Source organism: Streptomyces sp. NPDC092296, assembly GCF_044755465.1.
Taxonomy (GTDB): domain Bacteria; phylum Actinomycetota; class Actinomycetes; order Streptomycetales; family Streptomycetaceae; genus Peterkaempfera.
In genome coordinates, this window is the sequence record NZ_JBIVRB010000003.1 from 552,718 (window position 1) to 577,452 (window position 24,735).

The window sequence follows — 24,735 nt, forward strand, 5'->3', positions numbered from 1 at the left end:
GAGGACAAGCATGGACGCCACCACTGACAGCCGCCCCGCCGAGGCGGCGGCCGACGCCGCAGCGGGCCTGCCCGCCGACTTCCTCTGGGGTGTGGCCACCTCCGCCTACCAGATCGAGGGCGCCCACGAGGAGGACGGCCGCACCCCCTCCATCTGGGACACCTTCTGCCGGGTGCCCGGCGCCGTCGTCGGCGGCGAGAACGGCGACACCGCCTGCGACCACTACCACCGGATGCCCGACGACGTGGCGCTGATCGCCGGCCTGGGCGTGGACGCCTACCGCTTCTCGGTCTCCTGGCCGCGCGTCCAGCCCGGCGGCCGGGGCCCGGCCAACGCGCGCGGCCTCGCCTTCTACGACCGCCTGGTGGACGAGCTGCTCGCCAAGGACGTACTGCCCTGGATCACCCTCTACCACTGGGACCTGCCCCAGGAGCTGGAGGACGCCGGCGGCTGGCCCGCCCGGGACACCGCCCACCGCTTCGCCGACTTCGCGGAGCTGGTCATGGACGGCCTCGGCGACCGGGTACGGCACTGGACCACCCTCAACGAGCCCTGGTGCTCCGCCATGCTCGGCTACGAGCAGGGCGTCCACGCACCCGGCCGCAAGGACTTCCCCGAAGCCATCCGCGCCGTCCACCACCTGCTGCTGGGCCACGGCCTGGCCGCCCAGCGGCTGCGCGCCGCCGCCCCCGAGCCGATCCAGCTGGGCATCACCCTCAACATGGGCACCGCCTACCCGGCCAGCGACCGCGCCGCCGACCGCGACGCCGCCCGCCGCGCCGACGGCCTGGGCGCCCGGATCTACCTCGACCCGCTGCTCCGGGGCCGCTACCCCGCCGACGTGGTCGCGGACCTCGCCCTCGCCGGCGCCGAACTGCCCGTCCAGGACGGCGACCTGGAGCTCATCGCGGAGCCGCTGGACCTGCTGGGCGTCAACTACTACTCCAGCCATGTCTTCTCCGGCACCCCCGAGCACGGCGAGCCCGAGGCCGCGCCCACCGGCGAACCGTTCTCCCGGATCGTCCCGCAGCAACTGCCGGTCACCGCCATGGGCTGGGACATCATCCCCCGGGGCCTCACCGACCTGCTGGTCCGCCTCGGCCGCGACTACCCCGGGCTGCCGCTCTACATCACCGAGAACGGCGCCGCCTTCGACGACACCGCCGCCCCCGACGGCACCGTCGAGGACGCCGACCGCACCGCCTACCTCGCGGACCACATCCGGGCCGTCGCCGCCGCCCGCACCGCGGGCGCCGACGTCCGGGGCTACTTCGCCTGGTCGCTGATGGACAACTTCGAGTGGGCCTACGGCTACGACAAGCGGTTCGGCCTGGTCCGGGTCGACTACGACACTCAGCGCCGCACCCCCAAGCGCAGCGCCCTGTGGTTCAGCGACACCGTCCGCCGCCACCGCGAGCAGCGCGGCGGCTGACCCCCCCCAGACCCCCAGACCCCCAGACCCCCAGACCCCCGGCTCCCGCTCCCCGCCCCCAGAACCCCGCCTCCGGCCGACCGACCCCGGCCGGAGGCGGGACCCACCCGGCTACTCCACCAGCGCCATCCCGTGCGGGGTGGCGTTCAGCCGCCGCCCGCCGTCCTCGGTGCAGACCACGATGTCCTCGATCCGGACCCCGAACCGCCCCGGCAGATAGATCCCCGGCTCGATGGAGAAGCACATCCCCGGCACCAGCGGCAGCCGCTCGCCCGCCACCAGGTACGGCGGCTCATGGGTGGTCACCCCGATGCCGTGCCCGGTCCGGTGGATGAAGTACTCGCCGTACCCCGCCTCGGTGATCACCGCCCGCGCCACCCGGTCCACCTCCTCGCAGGCCACCCCGGGCCGCACCGCCTCGAACGCCGCCTGCTGCGCCTCCCGGACGATGTCGTGCACCCGCTGCTCCTCGGCGGTCGGCTCGCCCACGTGCACCGTACGGGTGGTGTCCGAGCCGTAGCCGTGCTTGAGGCCGCCGAAGTCCAGCACCACCATGTCGCCGTCCACGATGACCCGCTCCCCGGCCTCGTGGTGCGGGTCGGCGCCGTTCGGCCCGGAGCCGACCACGGTGAAGTCGACCTGGCTGTGCCCGTGCGCCAGCAGCAGCGCCGCCAGGTCGGCGGCCACCTCGGACTCCCGCCGCCCGGCGAAGCGCACCGTCAGGACGTCCCGGTACGCGGCGTCCGCCGCCGCCCCGGCCGCCGCCAGCCGCGTCAGCTCCGGCTCGTCCTTGACCGCCCGCAGCATCGGCAGCGCCTCGCTGAGCGCCGCGTACGCCGTGCCCGGCAGGGCGCGCTGCAACCCCAGCAGGTGCATGGCCCAGGAGGAGTCCGAGATCCCGTACCGGCCGTCCGGCCGCAGCAGCGCGGCCGCCGCCGCGTACGGGTCCTCGCCGTCCTTCCAGCCGGTGGTCCGGTACGCGCCGGCCCCGGCCGTCGCCCGCGCGTCGCCCTGCTCCAGCACCGGGACCAGCATGCCGGGCTCCCGGTCCGGCGCGAGGACCAGCATGGTGAGCCGCTCGGTGGTCGCGGTCGGCAGATAGCCGGTCAGCCAGGCCAGGTCGGGGCCGGGCATGACGATCAGTCCGGCGAGCCCCGCGTCGGCGGCGGTCCGGGCGGCGCGGGCCATCCGGTCGGCGTAGTCGGCGCTGGTGAACGGGGCGGGAGCGGCCTGGGTGCCGGTGTCGGCCATGGGTCCTCCGTGAGGGGTTCGGCGGCCCGGGGGCGGGCGTCGCATCGCTGGGGTGCTGTCCCGGCAGACGATACGCAGCCGCTCGCGGGGCGCGGCGGTGGCCCGGTCGGAAGGCCGCTGCGGTCCGGGAGGGGCCGGACGCGGGAAACCGGCCGGACCCGGCGCGGCGGGCGGCGGCGGAATGGCGGGACCGGGAATTCCTCGGCCATTCGGGTGAGGGAATCGGCCGCCCGGTGCGGGTCCTTGACAGCGCCGCCGCCGAATTGGTGCCATCTGAACGATCGCATTCGGTCGTTCCCCCTCCCGTACCCCCGGAGCGGTTGTGCCGCATTCCCGCACCGGCGGCCCACCGGCGCCCGGTGGCACCGCCCCGCTCTCCCGCCGCCGCCTGCTGCGCGGCGCCCTGGCCGCCACCGGCGCCGTCACCCTCCCCGCGCTGCTCACCGCCTGCGCCGCCGGTCCCGGAACCGCCGTCACCCTCGGCTCCAACGCCTCGGACCCGGTGCCGCGCCGGGCGTACGGCGACGCCCTGGCCCGCTACCGGGACCGCACCGGGCGCGGCGTACGGGTGCGGACGACGGACCACGACACCTTCCAGGAGAACATCAACCGCTATCTGCAGAGCCGCCCGGACGACGTCTTCATGTGGTTCGCCGGGAATCGGATGCAGTTCTTCGCCGCCAAAGGACTGCTGGACGACATCAGCGACCTGTGGCGGGATTTCCACGGCTTTCCGAAAGCACTGAAGGACCAGTCCACCGGCGCGGACGGCAAGCAGTACTTCGTCCCGTACTACACCTACCCCTGGGCCGTCTTCCACCGGCGGAGCGTCTTCCGGCGGTACGGCTACCAGGTGCCGGAGACCTTCGACCAGTACACCGCCCTGGCCCGGCGGATGCGGCAGGACGGCCTGGTGCCGTTCGCGCTCGGCGACCAGGACGGCTGGCCCGCCATGGGCACCTTCGACTACCTCGACCTGCGCGCCAACGGCTACGACTTCCACCGGTCGCTGCTGGCCGGGCGGGAGTCCTGGACCGACCGCCGGGTGCGGCAGGTCTTCGACCTGTGGCGGAGCCTGATGCCGTACCACGACCAGGGCGCCAACGGCCGCACCTGGCAGCAGGCCGCCCAGAGCCTGGCGGCCGGGCGGACCGGGATGGCCGTCTTCGGACTGCCGCACCCCGGACAGCAGTTCCCGGCGGCCGACCGCGCCGACCTGGACTTCTTCCCCTTTCCCGAGATCGACCCCCGCTGGGGCCGACGGGCGGTCGAGGCACCGGTCGACGGCTTTCTGCTGCCCCGCCGGGGTGGCAACAAGGAGGCCGCCCGGCAGCTGCTGGCGTACCTCGCCACCCCCGCCGCCGAGGAGGCGTACGCCGCCGTCGACCCCGACACCGTCGCGGTGAACTCCGTTGCCGCCACCGGCCACTACAACGCCCTCCAGCGCAAGGCCGCCGCGCTGGTCGCGAACGCCGAGCACGTCTCGCAGTTCCTGGACCGCGACACCCGCCCCGACTTCGCCGCCACCGTGCTGGTCCCGGCCCTGCAGTCCTTCATCGACCGGCCCCGGGACATCGACGGGCTGGTCAACGGCATCGAACGGCAGCACAAGTCCCTCCTCGCCGACGAGGGCTGAACCGAGGGGACCACCCACCGTGCCCGACACCCGGCCGTCCCACCGCCCGTGGTCCGCCCACCGCCGACGATCCCCCCACCGCCGGCGGCTGCGCCGCCGCGACCTGCTGGTGCTCGCCGCGCTGCTCGGGCTCCCGGTGCTGCTCGACCTGGCGCTGGTCTGGGGGCCCGCACTCGCCACCGTCGGCCTGTCGTTCACCTCCTGGGACGGCATCGGCGCGATCCACGGCGTCGGCCCGCGCAACTACACCGACCTGGCCACCGGCTACCCGCCGTTCTGGCCCGCCGTCCGGCACAACCTGCTCTGGCTGGGCTTCCTCGCCCTGGTCGCCACCCCGCTCGGCCTGCTCCTGGCGGTGCTGCTGGACCGGGGCATCCGCTTCAGCCGCCTCTACCAGAGCGTGCTCTACCTGCCGGTGGTGCTCTCGCTCGCGGTGATCGGCTTCATCGCGCAGCTGATCTTCTCCCGCGACCAAGGCGCCCTCAACAGCCTGCTCGGCCGCACCGCCGACCCCGTCGACTGGATCGGGGACCCCAGGCTCAACCTCTGGGCGGTACTGCTGCTGACCGGCTGGCGGCACACCGGCTACGTCCTGATCCTCTACCTGGCCGGGCTGAAGTCCGTCGACCCGACACTCAAGGAGGCCGCCGCCCTCGACGGCGCGGGGGAGGCCCAGACGTTCCTCCGGGTGGTGCTGCCCACCCTGCGGCCGGTCCATGTCATCGTCGGCGTGGTCACCGTGATCGAGTCGCTGCGGGCCTTCGATGTCGTCTACGCCGTCAACCACGGCCGCAACGGCCTGGAACTGCTCAGCGTGCTGGCCACCGCCAACATCATCGGGGAGGCGGGCCGGATCGGCTTCGGCTCCGCCATCGCGGTGGTGCTGCTGGCCGTCTCACTGGTCTTCATCGCCTGCCACCTCGCCCAGGAACCGCGCCGGGACGGCCCACGCCGCCCCGCCGCCCGGGGGAGCCGGCCGTGACCGCCGTCGCCGCCCCGCCCGCGCCCGGCACCCGGACCACCACGCCCACCGCCGGACCGCGCCGCGGCACCCGCCCCGCCCGGCTGCTGCTGCACGCCGTCCTCTGCCTGGTCGCACTCGGCTGGCTGGCCCCGGTGCTGCTCGCGGTGTACGCCTCGCTGCGCCCGTACCAGGAGACCGCGCGGGACGGCTACTTCTCGCTGCCCCGGCGGCTCAGCCTGGACTACTACCGGCAGGCGTTCACCCAGTCGGACATGGCCCGGCACTTCGCCAACTCGCTGCTCATCGCGGTGCCGGGGGTCGCGGTCACCCTGCTGCTGGCCTCCTTCACCGCCTTCGCGGTGGCCCGGCTGCGCATCTGGGGCGGGGTGGTGCTGCTGACCCTGTTCACGGCGGGCAACCTGCTGCCGCCGCAGGCGCTGGTGACACCGCTGTACGTCCTGCTCAACCACATCCCGCTGCCGTACGCACTGGCCGGCTCGCCGGTGCTGTACGACTCCTACCTGGGCGTGATCGCGGTCCAGGTGGCCTTCCAACTGGGCTTCTGCGTCTTCGTCCTGACCGGATTCATGCGGGCGCTGCCCGAGGAGATCTGCGAGGCGGCGATCGTGGACGGCGCGGGGGTGTGGACCCGGTACTGGCGGATCACCCTGCCGCTGTGCCGGCCCGCGCTGGCCGCGCTGGCGACGCTGGAGTTCACCTGGATGTACAACGACTTCCTCTGGGCGCTGGTGCTGGTCGACGACCCGGACAAGCTGCCGGTGACCAGCGCGCTCAACAATCTGCGCGGGCAGTTCTTCACCGATGACAACCTGCTGGCCGCCGGGTCGGTGCTGGTGGCGCTGCCGGCCGTGCTGGTCTTCCTGCTGCTGCAACGCCACTTCGTCGCGGGCCTGACCCTGGGGGCGGGCAAGGGCTGAGCCCGGCGGCGCAACCGTAAGGCCGAATTCCGCCACTGGCCACAAGTCGCCCGGACCGGGCCTTGCGGCGAGGTGCGGACCGGTCGGAGACTACCTGTCAGTTTGACATGTACGCGGCAACCGCTCATCGGGCGGGCTGCCGTGCGCCGGGCCGCTCCCTCCCGCCGACCGGCGGGTCCGGGCGTGCCCCCGTGTCCGCTCTCCAAGCCTCCAGGAGACCCCCGTGAGGATCAGTCGCATCCACGGCCGCCGTACCCGCCTGCTCGCCACCGCGGCGGCGGTGCTGGCCGGTACCGCCCTCGCCCTGCCCCAGGCCCAGGCAGCCACTCCGGCCCCGGCCACCCTCAGCCCGCAGCAGGTGTCCACCCTCTCCGCCCAGGTGCAGCAGCAACTCGGTGACGCCCACACCGCCGGCTCGTACCTCGACGGCGGCCGACTGGTGGTCACCGTCACCGACTCCGCCTCCGCCGCCAAGGTCCGCGCCCAGGGCGCCGTGGCCAAGCTGGTCACCCGCAGCGGCGCCCAGCTGAAGGCCGCCACCGCCACCCTCGACCGTACCGCCCGCATCCCCGGCACCGCATGGGCCGTCGACCCCGCCACCGACACGGTCGTCGTCACCGCCGACTCCACGGTGACCGGCGCCAAGCTGACCCGGCTCCGCGAGGCCGCCGCCGCACTCGGCTCCGCCGTCCGGATCGAGCAGCAGCCGGGCACCCTCAGCCTGCGGCTCAGCGGCGGCCAGGCGATCTACGGCGGCGGCTACCGCTGCTCGCTGGGCTTCAACGTCAAGAGCGGCTCCACGTACTACTTCCTCACCGCCGGGCACTGCGGCAATGTCGCCTCCACCTGGTACTCCAACTCCGGGCAGAGCACCAAGATCGGCACCACCTACGACTCCCGCTTCCCCGGCGACGACTTCGCGCTGGTGAAGTACAGCACCACCGGCACCCCGTCCGGTGACGTCTACCTCTACAACGGCTCCTACCAGGACATCACCACGGCCGGCACCCCCTCGGTCGGCCAGACCGTCTACCGCAGCGGCAGCACCACCGGCGTCCACAGCGGCACGGTGACCGCCCTCAACTCCACCGTCAACTACGCCGAGGGCACCGTCAGCGGCCTGATCCGCACCACCGTCTGCGCCGAGGGCGGCGACAGCGGCGGCGCCCTCTACGCCGGCACCGTCGCCCTCGGCCTCACCTCCGGCGGCAGCGGCAACTGCACCTCCGGCGGCGTCACCTACTTCCAGCCCGTCACCGAAGCCCTCAACTACTACGGCGTCAGCGTCTACTGACACGCTCCTCCATGGCCGCCGGGTGCCCCTCTTCCGGCGGCCATGGCCCACTGCTCGGCCCTCGCCGTCGTACAGTCTTGCCCTGTGCGATCCCTGGTGCTCTTCGACCTCGACAACACGCTCGTGGACCGGCAGCTCACACTCGCGGCCTGGGCCGCCCGCTTCCGGGCGCGACACGGCCTCGACCTGGAGTCCGAGCGCTGGCTTTTCGACCTCCTCGCGGACCGCGCCACCCCGCACCACTTCGCCCGGGTCCGTGACCGGTTCGGCCTCAGCGGCTCCGTGCAGGCGCTGTGGGACGGCTACCGCTCCGACATCGCGGCCACGATGGTCTGCCCGCCGGAGGTGCTGTCCGGCCTGGAGCGACTGAGGGCCGGAGGCTGGCGGATCGGAGTGGCGACCAATGGAGCCGCCGACATCCAGCGGGCCAAGCTGAGCGCCACCGGAATCGCCGACCGGGTGGACGCCACGTGTACGTCCGAGGAAGCCGGTACACGCAAACCCGACCCGGCCGTCTTCCGCGAAGCGGCACGCAGATGCGGGGTGGGCGACCGGCCCCTCGAAGGCTGGATGGTCGGCGACGACCCGGTGAACGACATCTGCGGGGCGCGGGCCGTCGGCCTCCGTACGGTGTGGATCGACCGGGGCCGCCACTGGCCGGACGGTCTGGGGTTGCCCGACCACCAGGTCACCGACGCCCGTGCCGCGATCGACCTGCTGACCACTGTGGGAGCGACGAAGGGGAATCTCGGATGATCGGGGCCGGTTCGACCGTGGGCATCCTGCACCCAGGGAGCATGGGCGCGGCAGTGGCCGGCCAGCTCCGGCGGAGCGGAGTGCGGGTGCTCTGGCATCCCCAGGGCCGCAGCGGCGCCACCGCGGCGCGTGCGGCGGCAGTCGGGCTCGAAGCCGTTGCCGACCTCTCGGCACTGCTGGCGCGGGCCGATGTCATCATCTCGCTCTGCCCGCCGGCGGCCGCTGAGGACGTCGCCCGGGAGGTCGCCGGCCACGGCTTCACCGGTAAGACGTACATCGAGGCCAATGCCGTCGCTCCGCAGCGGATGCTGGCCATCGCGCGCCTACTGCCGGATGCCACCGTGGTGGACGCGGCGGTGGTCGGCTCGCCCCCGACGGGCGGCAAGCAGCCGCGCCTGTACGTCGCCGGTCCGGCCGAAGCGGCCGCCGGACTCGGGGAACTCTTCGCGCCGACCGACGTGCGGGTCCGTCCGCTGGGCGAGGAGATCGGCAGGGCGTCCGCGCTCAAACTCGCCTACACCAGCTATCAGAAGGCGTCCCGCGTCCTGGCGGCCGTCGCGTACGGCGTGGCCGAAGCCAACGGGGTCGCCGACGAATTGCTCGACATCGCGGGCAGCCGCTCGGGCAGCTACCTCATCGAGACGGACTACATTCCCAAGACCGCAGCACGTGCCTGGCGCTGGGGGCCGGAACTCGACGAGGCCGCCGACCTGCTCGCGGAGGCCGGCCTGCCCGACGAGTTGATGCGTGCCGCCTCCGCCGTACTCGCCCGATGGGCGGGCGCACGCGACACCGAACTCAGCGTCGCCGAGGCCCTACGGGCACTGCGCGACACCCCGTGAACGACCGACCGGACCGCACGCTGCCCGAATCCGGGCGACCGAGAACCGCCCCGACCCGTATCATCTGGCTGGGCGTCAGTACGGCGGGCGCCGTGCGCGGACGAGGTGAGGCGCGGAGCTTCCGGGGGGCAGCAGAGTGACGACCGACACCGCAGCAGCGAGCACACTGACCTTCGCCCTGGTGGGGGGCTTCGCCGGGTCCGGCAAGTCGGAAGCGGGGAAGCTGCTGGCAGCATCGACCGGTTGGGCCATGCTGGACAAGGACACCTTGACCAGGCCGCTCACCGAGCAACTGCTGGTCGCTTTCGGCAGCGACCCCGACGACCGGCACACCGACGTCTACCTCGAGCGGGTCAGACCGTTGGAGTACGACTGCCTGCTGAAGGCGGTCTGGGAGAACCTGGAGTGCGGGATCTCCGTCGTGGCTGTGGCGCCGTTCATCAAGGAGGCGACCGACACGCACTGGACATCGCGTGTCGTGCGGCGCTGCAGGCGGCTGGGGGCGCGCTTCGAGACCTTCTGGGTCGACAGCGACGCCGACTCCATGCGGGAGCGCCTCACCTCCCGCAACGCCTCCCGCGACACCTGGAAGCTCACCCACTGGTCCAGCTATGTGGCGGAGACGGACTTCGGTCTGCGTCCGGTGCTCGACCACCATCTGATCGACAACCGGATAGCCGCCGCCCGCCCGCTCGCCGAGCAGGTGGAGTCGGCCGCCCAGAGACTGCAGGTGGCCGCATGAGCGCCGTCGTCCTCTACGGTCCACCCACCGCGGGGAAGGACACCGTCACGGCGGCCCTCACCGGCGCCGACCCGAGGTTCCGCCTGGTGACCAAGCTCAAGCAGGGAACCGGCCGGTCGACCGGGTACCGATTCGTCACCGCCGAGCAACTGGACCGGCTCCGGGACCAGGGCCGCATCGTGGTGGAGACGCACCGCTACGGCAACGTGTACGCCGTCGACCGCCTTGACCTGGAAGAGATGCACTCCCAGGGGCTGGTCCCCGTGGTGCACATCGGCAATGTCGCGGACCTCCGACGACTTCTCGCCGGAGCCCCGGCGGACTGGCTGCGGGTGCTGCTCTGGGTCCCCAGGGACGTCTGCGCGGAACGGTCCCGGCTGCGGGGCGACGTCGACACCCCCAAGCGGTTGAGCGCCTGGGACGAGACGGTCGCGGATCTCCTGGGCGCGGACCTCCGGGACCTCTTCGACCTGGTGGTCCGTACGGACGGCCAGAGTTGTGACGCCTCGGTCGAGTCGATCAGCGCGGCACTCTCCGCCGCCAGGGCCGCCTGCGCCCCGGAGGAACTGCGGGCGGCACTGGACGGCCGTCCGATCGGCGCGGCGGGCCGGGACTGACGTACTGCGGCCCACCCGCACACCGGGACCCGGACGGGGAGCGCAGCCCCGGATCGGAACACATGCCCACCCGCCACATGCAGTGAGGGGACCGCCTGTGGGGACCATTCGTACGCTTGAGGAACTGGCCACCGTCGGTCGGCAGCGGACCGTCTCCGACCGCAGTCTCAGCCTCCACCGCGACGAGATCGACACCGCGCTCCTGCTGGACACGGTGTCCGCAGACCGGATTTCCTTCGAGCACATGTCCGTCGACGGGCCGTTGACCATCCGCTCGTGCCATATCGAGGAACTGGTCATCGACCATGCCGAGGCCGACGCCATCCTGGTGACCAATTCCCGCATCGGCAGGCTCACCGTCCGCAACGCGTCCACCGGGTGCGATGTCACGGTCACCGACACCTCGCTCGTCTCGCTCGACCTCCACTCCTGTGGAGACGTCCAACTCCAGCGGTTGCGTGCCGAGCAGTCGGTGCAACTGACCGCCCTGCGCGGATCGGTCAGCATCGGCAACTCACGGGCCGCCGCCATCGCACTGAGGAGCCAGGTGGCCGCCGGGCGTCTCGGGCGTCCCAGGGTCGAGGTGAGCGGGCTGCATCTCTCCGAGTCCCTGTCCCTGGACGACCTCTGGCTCGCGAGCCTGCTGCTGCACGATGTGGACGCACGGGACCTGACGCTCAGCCGCGTCCGACTGGACGAACCGCTCAGAACCACGGATCTGCGCTGCAGCGACACTCTGCGCGTCAACGGCCTGGTCATCCCCCCGGACGAGAGCTCCGTCGCCGACAGCGACATCCGCGGTCCGGTCGACCTACGGGGGCTCGCGGTGAACAGTGGCCAGGCAGAGGCAGAGGCACCGGCCCGGCTGAGCTTCAGCAACAGCACTGTGGCCCGACTCACCGCCAGCTCCAGCGCCCCCGCCGTCATCAGCCTGCGCGGCACCTCCGTCACGGGGGCGCTCGGCCTTCCCGGCGGCCGGTCCCGCTACGCCCTGGACGACGGCTGCAGCGTCGGTGACCTGGAGCTGACCGGCCAGACCCTCCGGAATGTGGAGCAGGTCCTCACCTTCCTGGACTGCTCCTTCACCGAGGTGACCGCCGCAGCGTTGGAGACGGTCCGGGCCGCCCTGGCCAAGCGGAACCGCAACGGCGAAGTCGACCAGCTCTACTACCTCACCCGTCAGCGGGAGGCAGCCCAGCTGCGCGGTCCTCGACGCCACCTCACTCTCGGCGTCGTCGGCGGCGTCCTCGGTTGGGGTGTACGGGTGCGCAACCCGACCCGGATCCTGCTGTTGGGCATCCTGGTCACCGCCGCCGGTCTGCACTTGGCAGGTCCCCTGCGCGAGGCCGGCCAGGGCCTGACGAGCGTACCGGCGGCGGGGCGGGCGCTGGTCCTGTCCGTGGCCCTCTGGCTGAATGTGGGGACCGGCGCTCCCTCCCAACTCACCTCTCCGGCTTGGACGGCGCTCGCCGTCGCTCTCACATCGGCCGGGCTGCTCTTCACCACGCTCATCGTCGGCATCGTCATCCGCAAGCTGGTCCGCTGAGGGAGCGTCCTTCGCAGCGCGGTGGTTCGCGGGGCCGTGCGGGGATGCTCGCCGGGACGGCGGCGGGGGTCAGGAGCCGGACGGCGTCCCCTCGTCGTCGTCCGGCTCCTGGCGTGTGGCGGTGGCGAGGTCGCGGTGGACGGCGCGGGAGACGCGTTCGATGGTGGCCACGCCGTAGGACATCGTGCGGTTGTCCTGGGTGAGGACCACCAGGCGGTAGCCCAGGCCGGTCGGGCGGGTGAAGGTGCCGATGCTGTGGACCCGCCAGCCGTGGGTGGCGCGGGGGAGCCAGCCGTTCTTCACATGTACGCCCACGCCGGCCGGTGCCCCGGCGGGGGTGCCCCAGCGCTGGGCGGGCACCACCCGGGCCAGCTGGCTCATGGCGTAGCGGCGGGAGACGGCGGTGAGGACCGGGTTGGCGCTGTCCAGCAGGGCCAGGACGCGCAATTCGTCCTGGGCGGTGATCCGGGTGAGCCCCCAGGTGCTGCCGGCGCCCGGGGTGGTGTGGGTGAGGCCGGCCAGCTTGAGGAAGCGCTGCACCCGCTTCCGGCCCAGGCTGCGCCAGAGCGTACTGGCGGCATTGTTGTCCGATTTGGTGATCATGGCGGTGACCAGGGTGTTCTCCCGCTTGGTCAGGCCCCGGCACAGCTCCTGCGCCCGGTGGAGCACCGCCGCCATCAGCGTCGCCTTCACCACGCTGGCCGAGTCGTAGTGCCGGGTGTACCCCACGCCGCACCAGGTGCCGGTGGCCCGGTCCCAGAGCCCGACCGAGACGGTGCCCGACCGGCCGGCCAGGGCGGCGCGGATGTCCTTGTCCAGCTTGGCCGCGAGCTCCGGCCGGGCGGTCGAGGTGCAGATCCCGGGCGCGGCACCGGCCGCCGCCGCCGGGGCCGGGATGGCGAGCGGCAGCAGGGCGAGTACCAGCGCGGCCGGTGCCGTACGCCGGGCCGTGCGGCGGAGGGAGGGGCGCATGGGAGTCCTTCCGGGAGGGTGGGCCGGGCGGCTGGACCCGCCGTGCGGACGGAGTCTGCCGGATCTCCGACGCTCCGTCACCCCGTCCGGCAACCTGTTCGGCACCCCGCCCTGCAACCTGTTCGGCACCCCGGCTGCGGGCCGGGCGGCGGCGGCCGCCCGGCCCGCAGATGCGGCCGCCGGTCAGCCGGCCGCGGTCGAGGCGCCGGAGGCCGGGCCGAAGGACGGCTCCGGGACCTCCGTCGGGTGCAGCAGCACGCTGGGCCGCCCGTCGACGCCCACCGGGACGTCGCCGTCGATGGTCACCCGGCGCAGCTTGCGGTCGTGGTCGTCGGAGTCGTCCACGCCGTAGTGCTGGGTGGCCCGGTTGTCCCAGATCGCCACGTCACCGACCTGCCACTGCCAGCGCACCGTGTTCTCCGGACGCTCGATGTGCCGCTGGAACAGTTCGACCAGCAGCCGGGAGTCCTGGCCCGGCACGTCCGCGATCCGCTTGACGAAGTTGCCGAGCAGCAGCACCCGCTCGCCGCTCTCCGGGTGGACCCGCACCACGGGGTGCTCGGTGAGGAACTTGGTCGAGGTGAAGACCTGGCGATACTGCTCCAGCGCCTCACTGCTCGCGGTCGGCCGCACCGCGAGGTAGTCGTACTCGTTGGAGTGGACGGCCCGCAGGCTGTCCGCCAGCGCCCGCAGCGGCTCGGACAGCTCCGCGTACGCCGCAGCGGTGTTGGACCACAGGGTGTTGCCGCCGTAGGGCGGCAGCACGGCGGCGCGCAGGATGGAGAACGCCGGGTAGGCGGGCACGAAGGTGACGTCGGTGTGCCACTGGTTGGCGCGGGCGCCGTGGTCGGAGTCGATCGCCAGCGAGTAGCGGCCGTCGGCCGACGGCACGGTGGGGTGGGCGATCGGGGTGCCCAGCAGTCGGCCGAACGCCTCGTGCTGCTCCTCGTCCAGGTGGTGCTGGCCGCGGAAGAAGACGACCTTGTGGGCGATGATCGCGGCGCGGATCGCGGCGACGGTCTCCGGGTCGAGGTCGCCGCCGAGGCGGACGCCGCTGATGACGGCGCCGATCCGGCCGTTGATCCGGGTGACCTCGATGCCGGACGGGGTCTCGGTGCTGTTCTCGGTGCCGGTGCCGGTGCCGGTGCCGGTGCTGCCGGCGGTCTGCTCGGGTGCGATGGTCATGGCGGATTCCTCCGGGAGTCACATACGTACGGGCTGTGGAGACGGCACGCTTCGGGGCCGCCGCGCCGCTGTGGGCGGGATAGTTCGGCTCGAAGCGAAATAAATTCCGACCGCCGAAAGAGCGCGGCGGGGGAGGTGGCGGGGAAGGACGCGGAATGGCAGGGGCTGCCGGGAGTACGGCGCGGAGCACCGGGCCGGCGGTGTCGGCCACCGCTGGTGGGCCTCAGCCGTCCGGGTCACCGGGACCGGTCGGACGGGCGGGAGGCGGCGTCAGGCGAGCGGCACGGCGCTGGGACGACATGCCGCCGACGCGATGCGGCCCAGGTCGATGTGGAGCCGCGAGACGAGAGCACTCTTCGCTGGCATGTCCCGGAGGTTGCCAGCGCCGCCGGGCCGCCGTCAACAGCCCCACCGCACCCCCGAACACGGCCCGGCGCCGCCTTGCCGCAGCCGCCGCCCGGCCCGCAGCCCGCCCGTCCGCTCCCCGCTGCCCGGCCGCTGGCCTGCGGATTCGCCCCCTGCCTGTGGGGCGGTTCCTCGCCGGGCGGTGCGCCGTCGGCCGTCGTACGGGACGCGGTGGCGGCCGGTCGGCATTTCATGAGGCTGCAACAAACGGCCTCCCACCACCGGCCCGTACGGGGGCAGACTCGTCGGACGGACGCGCCACCCCGCCGTCCCGCCGGGGGTTGCCCGGTCCCCGTCCGACCGTCAGGAGTGCGATGACCCGCCCGCCGCTGTCCGCGCCCGCCGCCGACCTCCCGTACCCGCCCGAGCCGCCGCAGGACGGGCAGTCCGGGCCGCGCGGCGGTGACGGACGCCGCGACACCAACGCCGCCGCCGTGCTGCTCACCGTGCTCGACCACGGGCCGATCGCCCGGACCGGGATCGCCCGGCTGTCCGGCCTCAGCCCGGCGGCCGTCTCCCGGCAGTACCTGGACCTGGCCCGGCTGGGGCTGGTGCGCGAACGGCCGGAGTCGGCCGTCGGCGGGGCGGTCGGCCGCCCGCAGGTGCCGGTGGACATCGACACCTCGGGGCCGCTGGCCGCCGGGGTGCACCTCGGTGTGCCGTACGCGACGCTGTCGCTGGTGGACCTGCGCGGCCGGACCGTGGCCCGCGAGACCGTGCCCCCCTCGGGCGTCGGCGGCGGGGACGTCCCGGCCGCGCTGCTCGACCGGCTGCCGGAGTTCATCGCCGGGCGGTCGGCGGGTCGGCCGGTGCTCGGCGTCGGCGCCATCACCGGCGGCTGGGTGGACCCGGGGCGCGGCGTGGTGGTGCGGCACGTCCCGCTGGGCTGGCGGGACGTACCGCTGCGGGCGCGGCTGGAGCACGCCTGCGGCCTGCCGGTACGGGTCGACAACCACGCTCGGGCCATCGCCCAGTCGGAGATCCTGTTCGGCCGGGCCAGGGCCCGGCGCAGCGTGGTGCACCTGTTCGTGGGCAGCGTGGTGGACGCCGCCCTGGGCATCGCGGGCGTCGTCCACCAGGGGCCCCGCTCCGCCGCCGGCGACGTCGCGCATCTGCCGGTGGACGACACCGACGCGCGCTGTCCCTGCGGTCGCACCGGGTGCCTCCAGGCGGCGGCGTCGGACGAGGCGCTGGTCGGCCGGGCGGTGGCGGAGGGCGTCCTCGACCGGCCGGACGTCTTCCGGCTGGTGGAGCTGGCCGCTGCCGGGGACCGCCGGGCGGACCGGCTGCTGCGGCACCGGGTGCGGCTGGTCGCTCAGGCGGCCGCGCTGCTGATGGACGTGGTCAACCCGGACCTGGTGCTGGTCACCGAGGCGTCCACGCTGCTGCACGCGGACTACCTCGCCGTGCTGCGGGAGGAGTTGCTGGCCCGCTCGCGGATCTGCGACGACCCGGAGCGGGTGGCGGTCTCCCACGCCGGCCCGGACGCCCTCACGGTCGCGGCGGGCACGGCCGTCCTGGCCCCGCTCTACCGCAGTCCGCTGCACGTCACAGCCCTGAGCCGCACCCCGTGAGGCCACTCGGCGGCGGAGCTTTCCCGCAGTTGGCAAACCCCCACCTCCCCCGGGGTGAGCAGCCGTGCGCGCCCTGGGGGAGGTGCCCGGCCGGTCCCCGGTGGGCCATGGGTGACCGTGTTTGAGCGATTCTGATGATGGAGCGTCAGTTCTGGACCGGCGTTGACCACGCCCGCGACGGCTGCCATTCTGACGGCGTGAACCAGGACGTCGTACTCGTCTGCCGCCTGCATGTCGACCTCCGTCGACAGGCCAGCGCGGTCTGTGCCGTCCGGACCCTGTCCTGCCGCTGACCGGCAGTCGACCCGGGCCGCGCGGTCGCGCGCCGTCCGGCCGTCACCGCAGCCGCTGATCCCGCGCCACTGACGGCGGCGGGCTCCCGTGAGCCGTTCCCGTCCCAGCACTGAGCCCCGCCGCTGAGCCCTGCCGTACGAGGCCCGGTGGCCCATGGGCCGCCCGGGACGCGGTTCCTTGCTCTCCCACAGCAATCAAGCCCCGCTCCTCCCGTACGCCTCCCGCACCGCTCCCGCGCGCCCGCCACCGGCCGGAGCGCCGCACCCGCGCACCCGCACCCCCGGCAGGCGGCGCAGCTCCGCCATGCCTTCACCGAGGTTAGGAACCCATGGACCAGACCGCCTTCCAGCAGCCCCCCGGACTGCCCCGACGCACCGTGCTGCGCGCCGCCGGCGCGGCATCCGCCCTGCTGGGGCTGTCCGCCTGCCGCGCGGCCGTGGACGAGGACGCCTCCGCCGCCGCCCGCCCGGGTACGTCCGGCGCGCCCTCGCCCAGACGCGGCGGCACCCTCGCGCTGGCCACCCCGGTCGACTTCACGCCCAGTCTGCTGTTCGCGCAGAGCAGCATGTCGCTGCCGCAGCGGCTGCTGTTCAACACCCTCACCCGGTACGACGACAGCCTGCGCCCGCAGCCCGAACTCGCCACCGGCTGGCAGTCGGCGGCCGACGGCAAGGCGATCACCCTGAAGCTGCGCGAGGGCGTCACCTTCCACGACGGCCGGCCGTTCACCGCCGATGATGTGATCTTCGCGGTCAAGAACCTCCAGAATCCGCTGCGGGCCGCCCAGTTGCGGTCCACCGCCGTGGCGATCAGCGGGTTCGAGAAGCGCGGTGACCATGAGATCGTGCTGAAACTGGCACACCCGGTGAGCAATCTGTTCGACCTCTTTGAGTTCATGATCATCACTGATCGGAACAGTGTCGAGGACGCCGTCAGCGGCAAGCGCCTGATCGGCACCGGCCCCTTCACCTTCCAGCAGTGGAACCCCGGGTCGCAGCTCAGCTTCGCCCGCAACGACCACTACTGGCTGCCCGACCGCCCCTACCTGGACGCCGTTGAACTGCGCATCATCCCGCAGGCCGACTCGCTGCTCTCCTCACTGCGCACCGGCCAGACCCAGCTCACCTACGGCCTCTCCGGCCAGGACGTCGCCCACCTCAAGGGCAACCCGCAGTTCCGGATCAAGGAGTACGCCACCGGCGCCGGCGCGGTCTACCTGGGCGTCAACGTCACCGCCGACCCGGTCCGCAACAAGCTCGTCCGGCAGGCCCTCGCCTGGGCCGTCGACCGCGAACGCATCGTGCGGCAGGCCCTCGGCGGCTACGGCCTCGCCAGCGCCGCCCCCTGGCCGGCCTCCTCCCCGGCCTACACCGAGGCCAACGCCAAGCACTACGGCCACGACCCGGCCAAGGCCCGCGCCCTGCTGAAGTCCGCCGGAGTGACCGGCCTGGACCTGCCGCTGCTGTACGCCTCCAACCCCGGCGGCGCCGCCATCGCCCAGATGCTCCAGTACGACCTCCAGCAGGTGGGGGTACGCACCACGCTGGAGCCCACCGACCCGGCCACCGCCCAGAAGCGGCTGATCTCGCAGACCATGCCCGCCCTGTGGACCACCAGCCACGGCTTCGCCCAGGTCCACCCCTCGACCCTCGCCGTCAGCGCGTACCCCTTCAACGAGGCCAAGAACACCTCGAAGTTCCGCTCCGCCGCCTACACCGAAGCCGTCCAACGCGCCTGGCAGCGCACCGACTCCGACAGCGCCGCCGCCCGCGCCGCCTACCAGCGGATCTCCGACATCCTGCTGGACGAGGCGTTCCTGATCGACCTGGCGGTGCTGGCCAGCCTGGAGGTCTCCGGGACCTCGGTGCACGGCCCGACGCTCAACAAGTTCAGCTATCTGAACCTCGACAACGCCTACCTGGCCTGACCATGCGCCGCTACCTCCTCAAGCGGATACCGTCCGCCCTCCTGGTCCTGCTCCTCGCCTCCTTCGTCATCTTCCTCATCCTCCGGCTGATCCCCGGCGACCCCGCCACCAGCCTCGCCGGGCCCGACGCCCCCCCGGACGCGGTGCACGCCATCCGGGACCGCCTCGGGCTGGACCGCCCGCTGCCGGTCCAGTACGGCTCCTGGCTCGGCGCGCTGCTCACCGGCCACCTCGGCCCCTCGTACGCCATCGGCGGCCAGGTCTCCGACCTGATCGGCAACGGCCTCGGCGCCACCCTGGAACTCACCGCCGGGGCGCTGCTGCTGGTCGTCCTGCTCGGCGGCGCCTTCGGCCTGGTCGGGGCCACCTCCCGCAACCGCGCGGTGCAGGCGGCGCTGCGGGTGGTGACCACCGGGGCGCTGGCGGTGCCGCCCTTCGTCAGCGGGGTGCTGCTGGTGCTGCTGCTCGCGGTCGGCCTGGGCGTGCTGCCCTCCGGCGGCTACCGGCCGCTGTCGGACGCCCCCGACATCGCCGTGCAGTACCTGGCGATGCCCGCGCTCTGCCTGGCACTGCCCAGCGCCGCCGTACTCGGCCGCTATCTGCGCGACGGCCTGGAACGCACCCTCACCGAGGACTACATCCGCACCGCGACCGCCCTCGGCGTCACCCGCCGCCGCATCGTCCGGCGGCACGCCCTGCCCAACGCGCTGCCGCCGGTGGTCACCGTGCTCGGCATGCAGGTCGGCCAACTCCTGGGCGGCGCCGTGCTGGTGGAGGCCATCTTCGCCTGGCCCGGCCTGGGGCAGCTCGCCCAGCAGGGCGTGCTGCGCCGCGACTACCCCGTGGTGCAGGACCTGCTGCTGCTCCTGGTCGCCGTCTTCGTCCTCGTCCAACTGCTCACCGACGCCGTCTACGCCTGGCTCGACCCCCGGATCAGGTGGGAGTGACCCATGACCACCCAGCCCCTGCCCACCCAGCCCCTGACCACCCAACCCCTCGCCGGTCAGCCATCAGCCGATCAGCCCCCAGCCACCCACCCCCCAGCCGATCAGCCCGGCCGGCTCCACGCGCTGCGCGCCCGCCACGCCTACCTCGACGGACTGCTCACCCCACGCGGACTGACCGGCCTGGCCCTGGTCGGCGCCATCGTGCTGGCCGGACTGCTCGCCCCGCTGCTCACCTCGGCCGACCCGCTCGCCCAAGGCCCCGACGCGCTCGCCGCACCGGGCGGCGCCCACCTGCTGGGCACCGACGACCTCGGCCGCGACCTGCTCAGCCGGGTGCTGTACGGCATCCGCACCGACCTGGTCATCGCCGCCGCCGCCGTACCCGTCGGCGCCGCCGCCGGCTGCGCCCTCGCCGTGGCGGCCACCACCTCCCGAGCCGCCGACGTGGTGGTGCAGCGCGCCTTCGACCTGATCCTGGCCTTCCCCGGCCTGATCCTGGCCCTGGCCGTCACCGCCATCCTGGGCGCCGGCACCGCCCCGGTGGTCATCGTGATCGCACTCGCCGAGATCCCCGGCTTCGGCCGGATGCTGCGCAGCGGCATCCTGGTCCAGCGCGAGCGGGAGTACGCCCTCGCCGCCCGGGTCGGCGGCGCCTCCCGGCTGCGGGTGCTGGTACGGCACGTCCTGCCCAACTCCGCCGACCCGCTGGTGGTCCAGCTCGCCGTCTCGCTCTCCATCGCGGTCTTCATCGAGGGCGGCATGAGCTTCCTCGGCGTCGGGGTGCGGCCGCCCGCGCCCTCGCTGGGCGGCATCCTCAGCCAGGCGATGCCGTACCTGGAGCAGGACCCGGCGTTCGCCGCCGTACCGCTGGTCGCCATCACCGGACTCGTCCTCGGCCTCACCTTCCTCGCCGAGTCGCTGAACAGGGGGAACCGCCGATGACACCGCCGACCACCCGCCCGGAGGCGGCAGCGCCGGCGCCGGTCCTGGACGTACGCGGTCTCGGCGTCGCCTTCACCGGCGCGGGCCGCACCGTCCGCGCCGTGCAGGACGTCACCTTCTCGCTCGCCCCCGGCGAGACCCTCGGCATCGTCGGTGAGTCCGGCTCCGGCAAGTCCACCACCGCGCTGGCGCTGATGGGCATGCTCCCGCCGCCCGGCCGGATCACCGCCGGGTCGGTACGGCTGGCGGGCACCGACCTCGCCGCCGCCGACCCCGAGACGCTGCGCGCCGCGCGCGGCAACCGGATCGGCATGGTCTTCCAGGACCCGCTGACCGCCCTCAACCCGGTGCTCTCCATCCAGCAGCACCTGGACGAGGCCATGCGCGCCCACGGCCGGGGCGACCGCCGCTCCCGCCGGGCCCGCGCGGTGGAACTGCTCGACCTGGTCGGCATCCCCGACCCGGCGCGGCGGCTGACCGACCACCCGCACCAGTTCTCCGGCGGCATGCGGCAGCGCGTCATGATCGCCCTCGCGCTGGCCAACGAACCCGCCGTGCTGCTCGCGGACGAACCCACCACCGCGCTGGACGCCACCGTCCAGGACCAGATCCTGCGCCTGCTGGACACGCTCAACCGCGAGACCGGCACCGCGCTGGTGCTGATCACCCACAACATGGGCGTGGTGGCCCGCTCCTGCCGCCGGGTGCTGGTGATGTACGGCGGCCGGATCGTCGAGGACGGGCCCACCGCCGACGTGCTCGACGCCCCGCGCCACCCGTACACCGCCGGGCTGCTCGCCGCCGTACCCCGGCTGGACACGCCCTCCGGCACCCGGCTGCGCAGCATCCCCGGCAGCCCGCCCGATCTGGCCCTGCCGCTGGCCGGCTGCGCCTTCGCCGCCCGCTGCCCGCTGGTCGAGGACCGCTGCCGCACCGACGCCCCGCCGGTGGCGGCCGGGGCCGACGGCCACCGCACCGCCTGCTGGGCGACCGGCAGCCGGCCGGTGGCCGCAGTGGCCGTTCCCGTACCCGTGCCCGTGCCCGTGCGGCAGGGCGTTGCCGCGCCCGGCGGGGCGAGCGCGGCCGCCGCACCGCCGGACGTGCTGCTGGAGGTACGCGACCTGCGCAAGACCTTCCCCGGCAGCGGCCGGCTCGGCCGCCGCACCCCCGTCACCGCGCTGGACGGCGTGAGCCTGACCCTGCACGCGGGCGAGACCCTCGGCATCGTCGGCGAATCCGGCTCCGGCAAGTCCACCCTGGCCCGCACCCTGGTCCAGGTGCACCCGGCCACCTCCGGCAGCGTGCTGTTCCGGGGCCGGGAGCTCGGCGGCGGGGAACGGTCGCTGCGGGAGCTGCGCCGCGAGGTCCAGCTGGTGTTCCAGGACCCGTACGCCTCGCTCAACCCCCGGCTCACCGTCGGGGAGATCATCGCGGAACCGCTGATCGCGCACCGCCTGGGCGACCGGGCCGAGCGGGCCCGCCGGGTCGCCGCGCTGCTGGAGCAGGTCGGCCTCGACCCGGACGTCACCGACCGCCGCCCGCGCGTCTTCTCCGGCGGCCAGCGGCAGCGGATCGGCATCGCCCGCGCCCTGGCGCCCGAGCCCTCCGTGCTGATCTGCGACGAACCGGTCTCCGCGCTGGACGTCTCGGTACAGGCCCAGGTCGTCAACCTGCTGATGGACCTGCAACGCGACCTCGGCCTGGCGCTGCTGTTCATCGCCCACGACCTGGCGGTGGTACGGCAGGTCAGCCACCGCATCGCCGTGATGCACCGCGGCCGCGTCGTGGAGACCGGCGACGCCGACCGGATCTGCTCCGCGCCCCAGGACCCGTACACCAAGGCGCTGCTCGCCGCCGCCCCCACCGTGGACGCCGCCCGCCGCCCGGCCCTCGCCGGCACCCGGGCCTGAACCGAACCACCCCAGGAGCCCGCCATGCCCGAGCCCACCGAGCCCACCGAGCCCACCGAGCCCGACGGACCCGCCGACCCGCACCGCCGCGACCCCTACGCCGGATTCACCGGCCGGGTGGGCCGCACCTTCGCGGAGTCCCGCCCCGCCTGGCCCGCCGCCCACCGCCCGGCCGGACCGGGCGGGGGCCGCCGCGCCCCCAACATCGTCGTGGTCCTGGTCGACGACATGGGCTACAGCGACATCGGCCCGTTCGGCGCCGAGATCCCCACCCCCGCCCTGGACCGGCTCGCCGCACGCGGCCTGCGGCTGACCAACTACCACACCATGCCGCTCTGCTCGCCCGCCCGCGCCGCCCTGCTCACCGGCCTCAACCCGCACCGCGTCGGCTACGCCATGGTCGCCAACTCCGACCCCGGCTTCCCCGGCTACGGCATGGACATCGCGGACGACATCCCGACCCTGGCCGAACTGCTGCGCGACGCCGGATACGCCACCTACGCCGTCGGCAAGTGGCACCTGGTCCGCGACTCCGCCTCCAACGCCGCCGCCGACCGCCGCACCTGGCCGCTCCAGCAGGGCTTCGACCGCTACTACGGCGTACTGGAGGGCCTGACCAGCCTCTTCCACCCGCACCAGCTGGTCCGCGACAACAGCCCGCTGGACATCGACGCCCTCCCCGACGGCTACTACTACACCGACGACATCACCGACGAGGCCATCGCCATGGTGACCTCGCTCCGCGCCCACGACGCCGACAAGCCCTTCTTCCTCTACCTCGCCCACAACGCCGTCCACGGACCGCTCCAGGCCAAACCCGAGGACCTGGCCCGCCACCGGGGCCGCTACGACGAGGGCTGGGACGTGCTGCGCGAACGCCGCTTCGCCCGGCAGAAGGAAACCGGACTCTTCCCGCCCGACACCGAACTGCCCGCCCGCAACTCCGAGGCCGGGCAGGAGGTCGGCCCCTGGGACGAGCTGACCCCCGACCAGCAGCGGCGCTACGCCCGCTACATGGAGGTGTACGCCGCCATGGTCGACAACGTCGACCAGAACCTCGGCCGGCTGCTCGACACCGTCGAGGCGCTCGGTGAACTCGACGACACCATCGTCGTCTTCACCTCCGACAACGGCGGCACCGGCGAGGGCGGCGCCGAGGGCACCCGCAGCTACTTCAGCCGCTTCACCCACCACCCCGGCCTGCCCGGCGACTGGCAACCCGACGTCGACCGCGACATCGACCTCATCGGCGGCCCGCAGAGCCTGGTGCACTACCCGCGCGGCTGGGGGATGGGCTCCAACACCCCCTTCCGCCTCTACAAGGGCCAGACCTACGCGGGCGGCGTCCGGGTCCCCTTCGTCGTCTCCTGGCCCGCCGGGCTGCGCCCCTCGGACGGGCCCGGCGCCGTACGCCCCCAGTACCAGTACGTCACCGACGTCCTGCCGACCCTGCTCGACCTGGCCGGCGTCGAGCGCCCCCGGCACCGGCGCGGCCTGGCCGTCCAGGACCTGGACGGCATCGGCTTCGCCGCCGTACTGGCCGACCCGGCCGCCGCCAGCACCCACCCCGAGCAGTACTGCGAGATGGCCGGGAACCGCAGCTACTACCGCGACGGCTGGAAGCTGGTCACCCACCACCGGCCGGGCACCCCGTACGACGACGGTGAGTGGGCGCTGTACGACATCACCACCGACCCCACCGAGATCCACGACCGCGCCGCCGACCACCCCGACCTGGTCAAGGAGCTCGCCGCCGCCTGGGAGGCCGCCGCCTGGCGCAACGCGGTCTTCCCACTGGCGGACGGCAGCGGCGGGACGTTCCGGCGCGGGCCGGAGGAGCAGCGGCTGCGCCGCCCGCTGCGGCTGCTGCCGGGCACGCCCGAGCTGGAGCGCTACCGCTCCTCGCAGCTCGTCTCGTTCCGGTCCTTCGAGGTGCTGGTGGAGTTCGCCGCCCACACGGCCGGGGACGCCGGGGTGCTGGTCTCGCACGGCGACCAGGGCGGCGGGTACAGCCTCTACGTCGAGGGCGGGCGGCTGCGGTTCGCGTACAACGAGTACGGCGTGCTGCGGGAGGCCGACGCCGGACCGCTCGACCCCGGCACCCGTACGGCCACCCTGACCGCCACCGCCGTACCCGGCCTGCGCTGGGCCTTCACCATCGCCGTCGACGGGCGGCCGGCGGGACGGCTGGACAGCGTCCACCAGCTCATCGGCATGGCACCTTTCCAGGGCATCAGCGTCGGCATCGACCGCAGGTCACCGGTCTCCTGGCCGCTGTACGAACGCCACGGCACCTTCCCCTACACCGGCCGCCTCACCGCCGTCACCTACACCCCCGGCCCCCCGGCCCCCGACGACCCGACCGCCGTCGCCCAAGCCCTCAAGGAAGCCGCCGCCAGCTTCGAATAACCCGGCACCCCCCAGCCCAGGGGCGCGGGAAACTGCGCGAACAGCCCCGCACTTCCCTGGGCCGTGCTACGGACAGCATCCCGGCACCACCCAGGGGCGCGAGGAACTGCGCGAACAACCCCCCACCTCCCGAGGCCGCAAACAAACAGCAA

The 24,735-nt window shown here is 73.6% G+C and carries 20 protein-coding genes; 16 read left to right on the plus strand and 4 right to left on the minus strand.

Annotation, left to right across the window (positions count from 1 at the left end; genetic code table 11):
• Window positions 1-10: 10 nt before the first annotated feature.
• On the plus strand, window positions 11-1,432 hold the full coding sequence (locus ACIQGZ_RS12865) for a GH1 family beta-glucosidase (protein WP_402601378.1): 1,422 nt from the start codon (window positions 11-13) through the stop codon (window positions 1,430-1,432).
• 111 nt (window positions 1,433-1,543) lie between these two features.
• Here ACIQGZ_RS12865 and ACIQGZ_RS12870 read toward each other — a convergent pair whose 3' ends face one another.
• Window positions 1,544-2,683: an aminopeptidase P family protein gene (locus tag ACIQGZ_RS12870; RefSeq protein ID WP_402601379.1), complete on the minus strand. Its 1,140-nt coding sequence runs from the start codon at window positions 2,681-2,683 to the stop codon at window positions 1,544-1,546.
• Window positions 2,684-3,005: 322 nt separating this feature from the next.
• On the opposite strand from ACIQGZ_RS12870, the gene ACIQGZ_RS12875 reads away from it, so the two are divergent.
• The 9 genes from ACIQGZ_RS12875 to ACIQGZ_RS12915 all read left to right on the plus strand — a co-directional run bounded on the left by ACIQGZ_RS12875 (window position 3,006) and on the right by ACIQGZ_RS12915 (window position 12,018).
• Window positions 3,006-4,319: an ABC transporter substrate-binding protein gene (locus ACIQGZ_RS12875; RefSeq protein WP_402601381.1), complete on the plus strand. Its 1,314-nt coding sequence runs from the start codon at window positions 3,006-3,008 to the stop codon at window positions 4,317-4,319.
• Between the two features lie 19 nt (window positions 4,320-4,338).
• A complete protein-coding gene (locus tag ACIQGZ_RS12880) occupies window positions 4,339-5,301 on the plus strand; it encodes a carbohydrate ABC transporter permease (RefSeq protein ID WP_402601382.1) in 963 nt (320 codons plus the stop codon).
• A complete protein-coding gene (locus tag ACIQGZ_RS12885; protein ID WP_402601383.1) occupies window positions 5,298-6,221 on the plus strand; it encodes a carbohydrate ABC transporter permease in 924 nt (307 codons plus the stop codon). Before ACIQGZ_RS12880 ends, ACIQGZ_RS12885 begins: the two co-directional genes overlap by 4 nt.
• A gap of 223 nt (window positions 6,222-6,444) precedes the next feature.
• Window positions 6,445-7,515, plus strand: a complete 1,071-nt coding sequence (locus ACIQGZ_RS12890) for a S1 family peptidase (RefSeq protein WP_402601385.1) — start codon at window positions 6,445-6,447, stop codon at window positions 7,513-7,515.
• Between the two features lie 84 nt (window positions 7,516-7,599).
• The gene (locus ACIQGZ_RS12895; RefSeq protein WP_402601386.1) at window positions 7,600-8,271 is read left to right on the plus strand and encodes an HAD family hydrolase; all 672 of its coding nucleotides are present in this window, start codon (window positions 7,600-7,602) and stop codon (window positions 8,269-8,271) included.
• Complete coding sequence (locus tag ACIQGZ_RS12900) at window positions 8,268-9,113, plus strand: DUF1932 domain-containing protein (RefSeq protein WP_402601387.1); 846 nt, start codon at window positions 8,268-8,270, stop codon at window positions 9,111-9,113. Before ACIQGZ_RS12895 ends, ACIQGZ_RS12900 begins: the two co-directional genes overlap by 4 nt.
• Window positions 9,114-9,249: 136 nt before the next feature.
• Window positions 9,250-9,855, plus strand: a complete 606-nt coding sequence (locus ACIQGZ_RS12905; protein WP_402601388.1) for an AAA family ATPase — start codon at window positions 9,250-9,252, stop codon at window positions 9,853-9,855.
• Window positions 9,852-10,472, plus strand: a complete 621-nt coding sequence (locus ACIQGZ_RS12910) for a guanylate kinase (RefSeq protein WP_402601390.1) — start codon at window positions 9,852-9,854, stop codon at window positions 10,470-10,472. The genes ACIQGZ_RS12905 and ACIQGZ_RS12910 overlap by 4 nt, the downstream gene beginning before the upstream one ends.
• Window positions 10,473-10,569: 97 nt before the next feature.
• Complete coding sequence (locus ACIQGZ_RS12915) at window positions 10,570-12,018, plus strand: hypothetical protein (protein WP_402601391.1); 1,449 nt, start codon at window positions 10,570-10,572, stop codon at window positions 12,016-12,018.
• Window positions 12,019-12,087: 69 nt separating this feature from the next.
• On the opposite strand, the gene ACIQGZ_RS12920 is transcribed toward ACIQGZ_RS12915, so the two are convergent.
• The 3 genes from ACIQGZ_RS12920 to ACIQGZ_RS12930 all read right to left on the minus strand — a co-directional run bounded on the left by ACIQGZ_RS12920 (window position 12,088) and on the right by ACIQGZ_RS12930 (window position 14,541).
• On the minus strand, window positions 12,088-12,990 hold the full coding sequence (locus ACIQGZ_RS12920) for a serine hydrolase (RefSeq protein WP_402601392.1): 903 nt from the start codon (window positions 12,988-12,990) through the stop codon (window positions 12,088-12,090).
• Between the two features lie 183 nt (window positions 12,991-13,173).
• Window positions 13,174-14,175, minus strand: coding sequence for a TauD/TfdA dioxygenase family protein (locus ACIQGZ_RS12925; RefSeq protein WP_402601393.1), 1,002 nt, complete (start codon window positions 14,173-14,175; stop codon window positions 13,174-13,176).
• 270 nt (window positions 14,176-14,445) lie between these two features.
• Window positions 14,446-14,541: a putative leader peptide gene (locus tag ACIQGZ_RS12930; RefSeq protein ID WP_402601395.1), complete on the minus strand. Its 96-nt coding sequence runs from the start codon at window positions 14,539-14,541 to the stop codon at window positions 14,446-14,448.
• 353 nt (window positions 14,542-14,894) lie between these two features.
• Here ACIQGZ_RS12930 and ACIQGZ_RS12935 point away from each other — a divergent pair, with 353 nt between their 5' ends.
• The 6 genes from ACIQGZ_RS12935 to ACIQGZ_RS12960 all read left to right on the plus strand — a co-directional run bounded on the left by ACIQGZ_RS12935 (window position 14,895) and on the right by ACIQGZ_RS12960 (window position 24,583).
• Window positions 14,895-16,154 (plus strand): ROK family protein, encoded by a 1,260-nt coding sequence (locus ACIQGZ_RS12935; RefSeq protein ID WP_402601396.1) that lies wholly within the window; start codon window positions 14,895-14,897, stop codon window positions 16,152-16,154.
• A 622-nt stretch (window positions 16,155-16,776) separates the two neighbouring features.
• Entirely contained in the window at window positions 16,777-18,375 is a 1,599-nt protein-coding gene (locus ACIQGZ_RS12940) for an ABC transporter substrate-binding protein (RefSeq protein ID WP_402601398.1), read from the plus strand.
• A 2-nt stretch (window positions 18,376-18,377) separates the two neighbouring features.
• Window positions 18,378-19,322: an ABC transporter permease gene (locus ACIQGZ_RS12945; RefSeq protein ID WP_402601399.1), complete on the plus strand. Its 945-nt coding sequence runs from the start codon at window positions 18,378-18,380 to the stop codon at window positions 19,320-19,322.
• Between the two features lie 3 nt (window positions 19,323-19,325).
• The gene (locus ACIQGZ_RS12950) at window positions 19,326-20,264 is read left to right on the plus strand and encodes an ABC transporter permease (RefSeq protein WP_402601401.1); all 939 of its coding nucleotides are present in this window, start codon (window positions 19,326-19,328) and stop codon (window positions 20,262-20,264) included.
• Window positions 20,261-22,174, plus strand: coding sequence for a dipeptide ABC transporter ATP-binding protein (locus ACIQGZ_RS12955; RefSeq protein WP_402601402.1), 1,914 nt, complete (start codon window positions 20,261-20,263; stop codon window positions 22,172-22,174). Before ACIQGZ_RS12950 ends, ACIQGZ_RS12955 begins: the two co-directional genes overlap by 4 nt.
• A 24-nt stretch (window positions 22,175-22,198) precedes the next feature.
• Entirely contained in the window at window positions 22,199-24,583 is a 2,385-nt protein-coding gene (locus tag ACIQGZ_RS12960; RefSeq protein WP_402601403.1) for an arylsulfatase, read from the plus strand.
• The last annotated feature ends 152 nt before the right edge of the window (window positions 24,584-24,735 follow it).

What these genes read in the sequence shown, in the direction of transcription:
- ACIQGZ_RS12865 (WP_402601378.1), top strand. Translation starts at nt 11, where the DNA reads ATGGACGCCACCACTGACAGCCGCCCCGCCGAGGCGGCGGCCGACGCC.
- ACIQGZ_RS12870 (WP_402601379.1), bottom strand. Translation starts at nt 2,683, where the DNA reads ATGGCCGACACCGGCACCCAGGCCGCTCCCGCCCCGTTCACCAGCGCC.
- ACIQGZ_RS12900 (WP_402601387.1), top strand. Translation starts at nt 8,268, where the DNA reads ATGATCGGGGCCGGTTCGACCGTGGGCATCCTGCACCCAGGGAGCATG.
- ACIQGZ_RS12910 (WP_402601390.1), top strand. Translation starts at nt 9,852, where the DNA reads ATGAGCGCCGTCGTCCTCTACGGTCCACCCACCGCGGGGAAGGACACC.
- ACIQGZ_RS12920 (WP_402601392.1), bottom strand. Translation starts at nt 12,990, where the DNA reads ATGCGCCCCTCCCTCCGCCGCACGGCCCGGCGTACGGCACCGGCCGCG.
- ACIQGZ_RS12925 (WP_402601393.1), bottom strand. Translation starts at nt 14,175, where the DNA reads ATGACCATCGCACCCGAGCAGACCGCCGGCAGCACCGGCACCGGCACC.
- ACIQGZ_RS12930 (WP_402601395.1), bottom strand. Translation starts at nt 14,541, where the DNA reads ATGCCAGCGAAGAGTGCTCTCGTCTCGCGGCTCCACATCGACCTGGGC.
- ACIQGZ_RS12935 (WP_402601396.1), top strand. Translation starts at nt 14,895, where the DNA reads ATGACCCGCCCGCCGCTGTCCGCGCCCGCCGCCGACCTCCCGTACCCG.
- ACIQGZ_RS12940 (WP_402601398.1), top strand. Translation starts at nt 16,777, where the DNA reads ATGGACCAGACCGCCTTCCAGCAGCCCCCCGGACTGCCCCGACGCACC.
- ACIQGZ_RS12945 (WP_402601399.1), top strand. Translation starts at nt 18,378, where the DNA reads ATGCGCCGCTACCTCCTCAAGCGGATACCGTCCGCCCTCCTGGTCCTG.
- ACIQGZ_RS12950 (WP_402601401.1), top strand. Translation starts at nt 19,326, where the DNA reads ATGACCACCCAGCCCCTGCCCACCCAGCCCCTGACCACCCAACCCCTC.
- ACIQGZ_RS12955 (WP_402601402.1), top strand. Translation starts at nt 20,261, where the DNA reads ATGACACCGCCGACCACCCGCCCGGAGGCGGCAGCGCCGGCGCCGGTC.
- ACIQGZ_RS12960 (WP_402601403.1), top strand. Translation starts at nt 22,199, where the DNA reads ATGCCCGAGCCCACCGAGCCCACCGAGCCCACCGAGCCCGACGGACCC.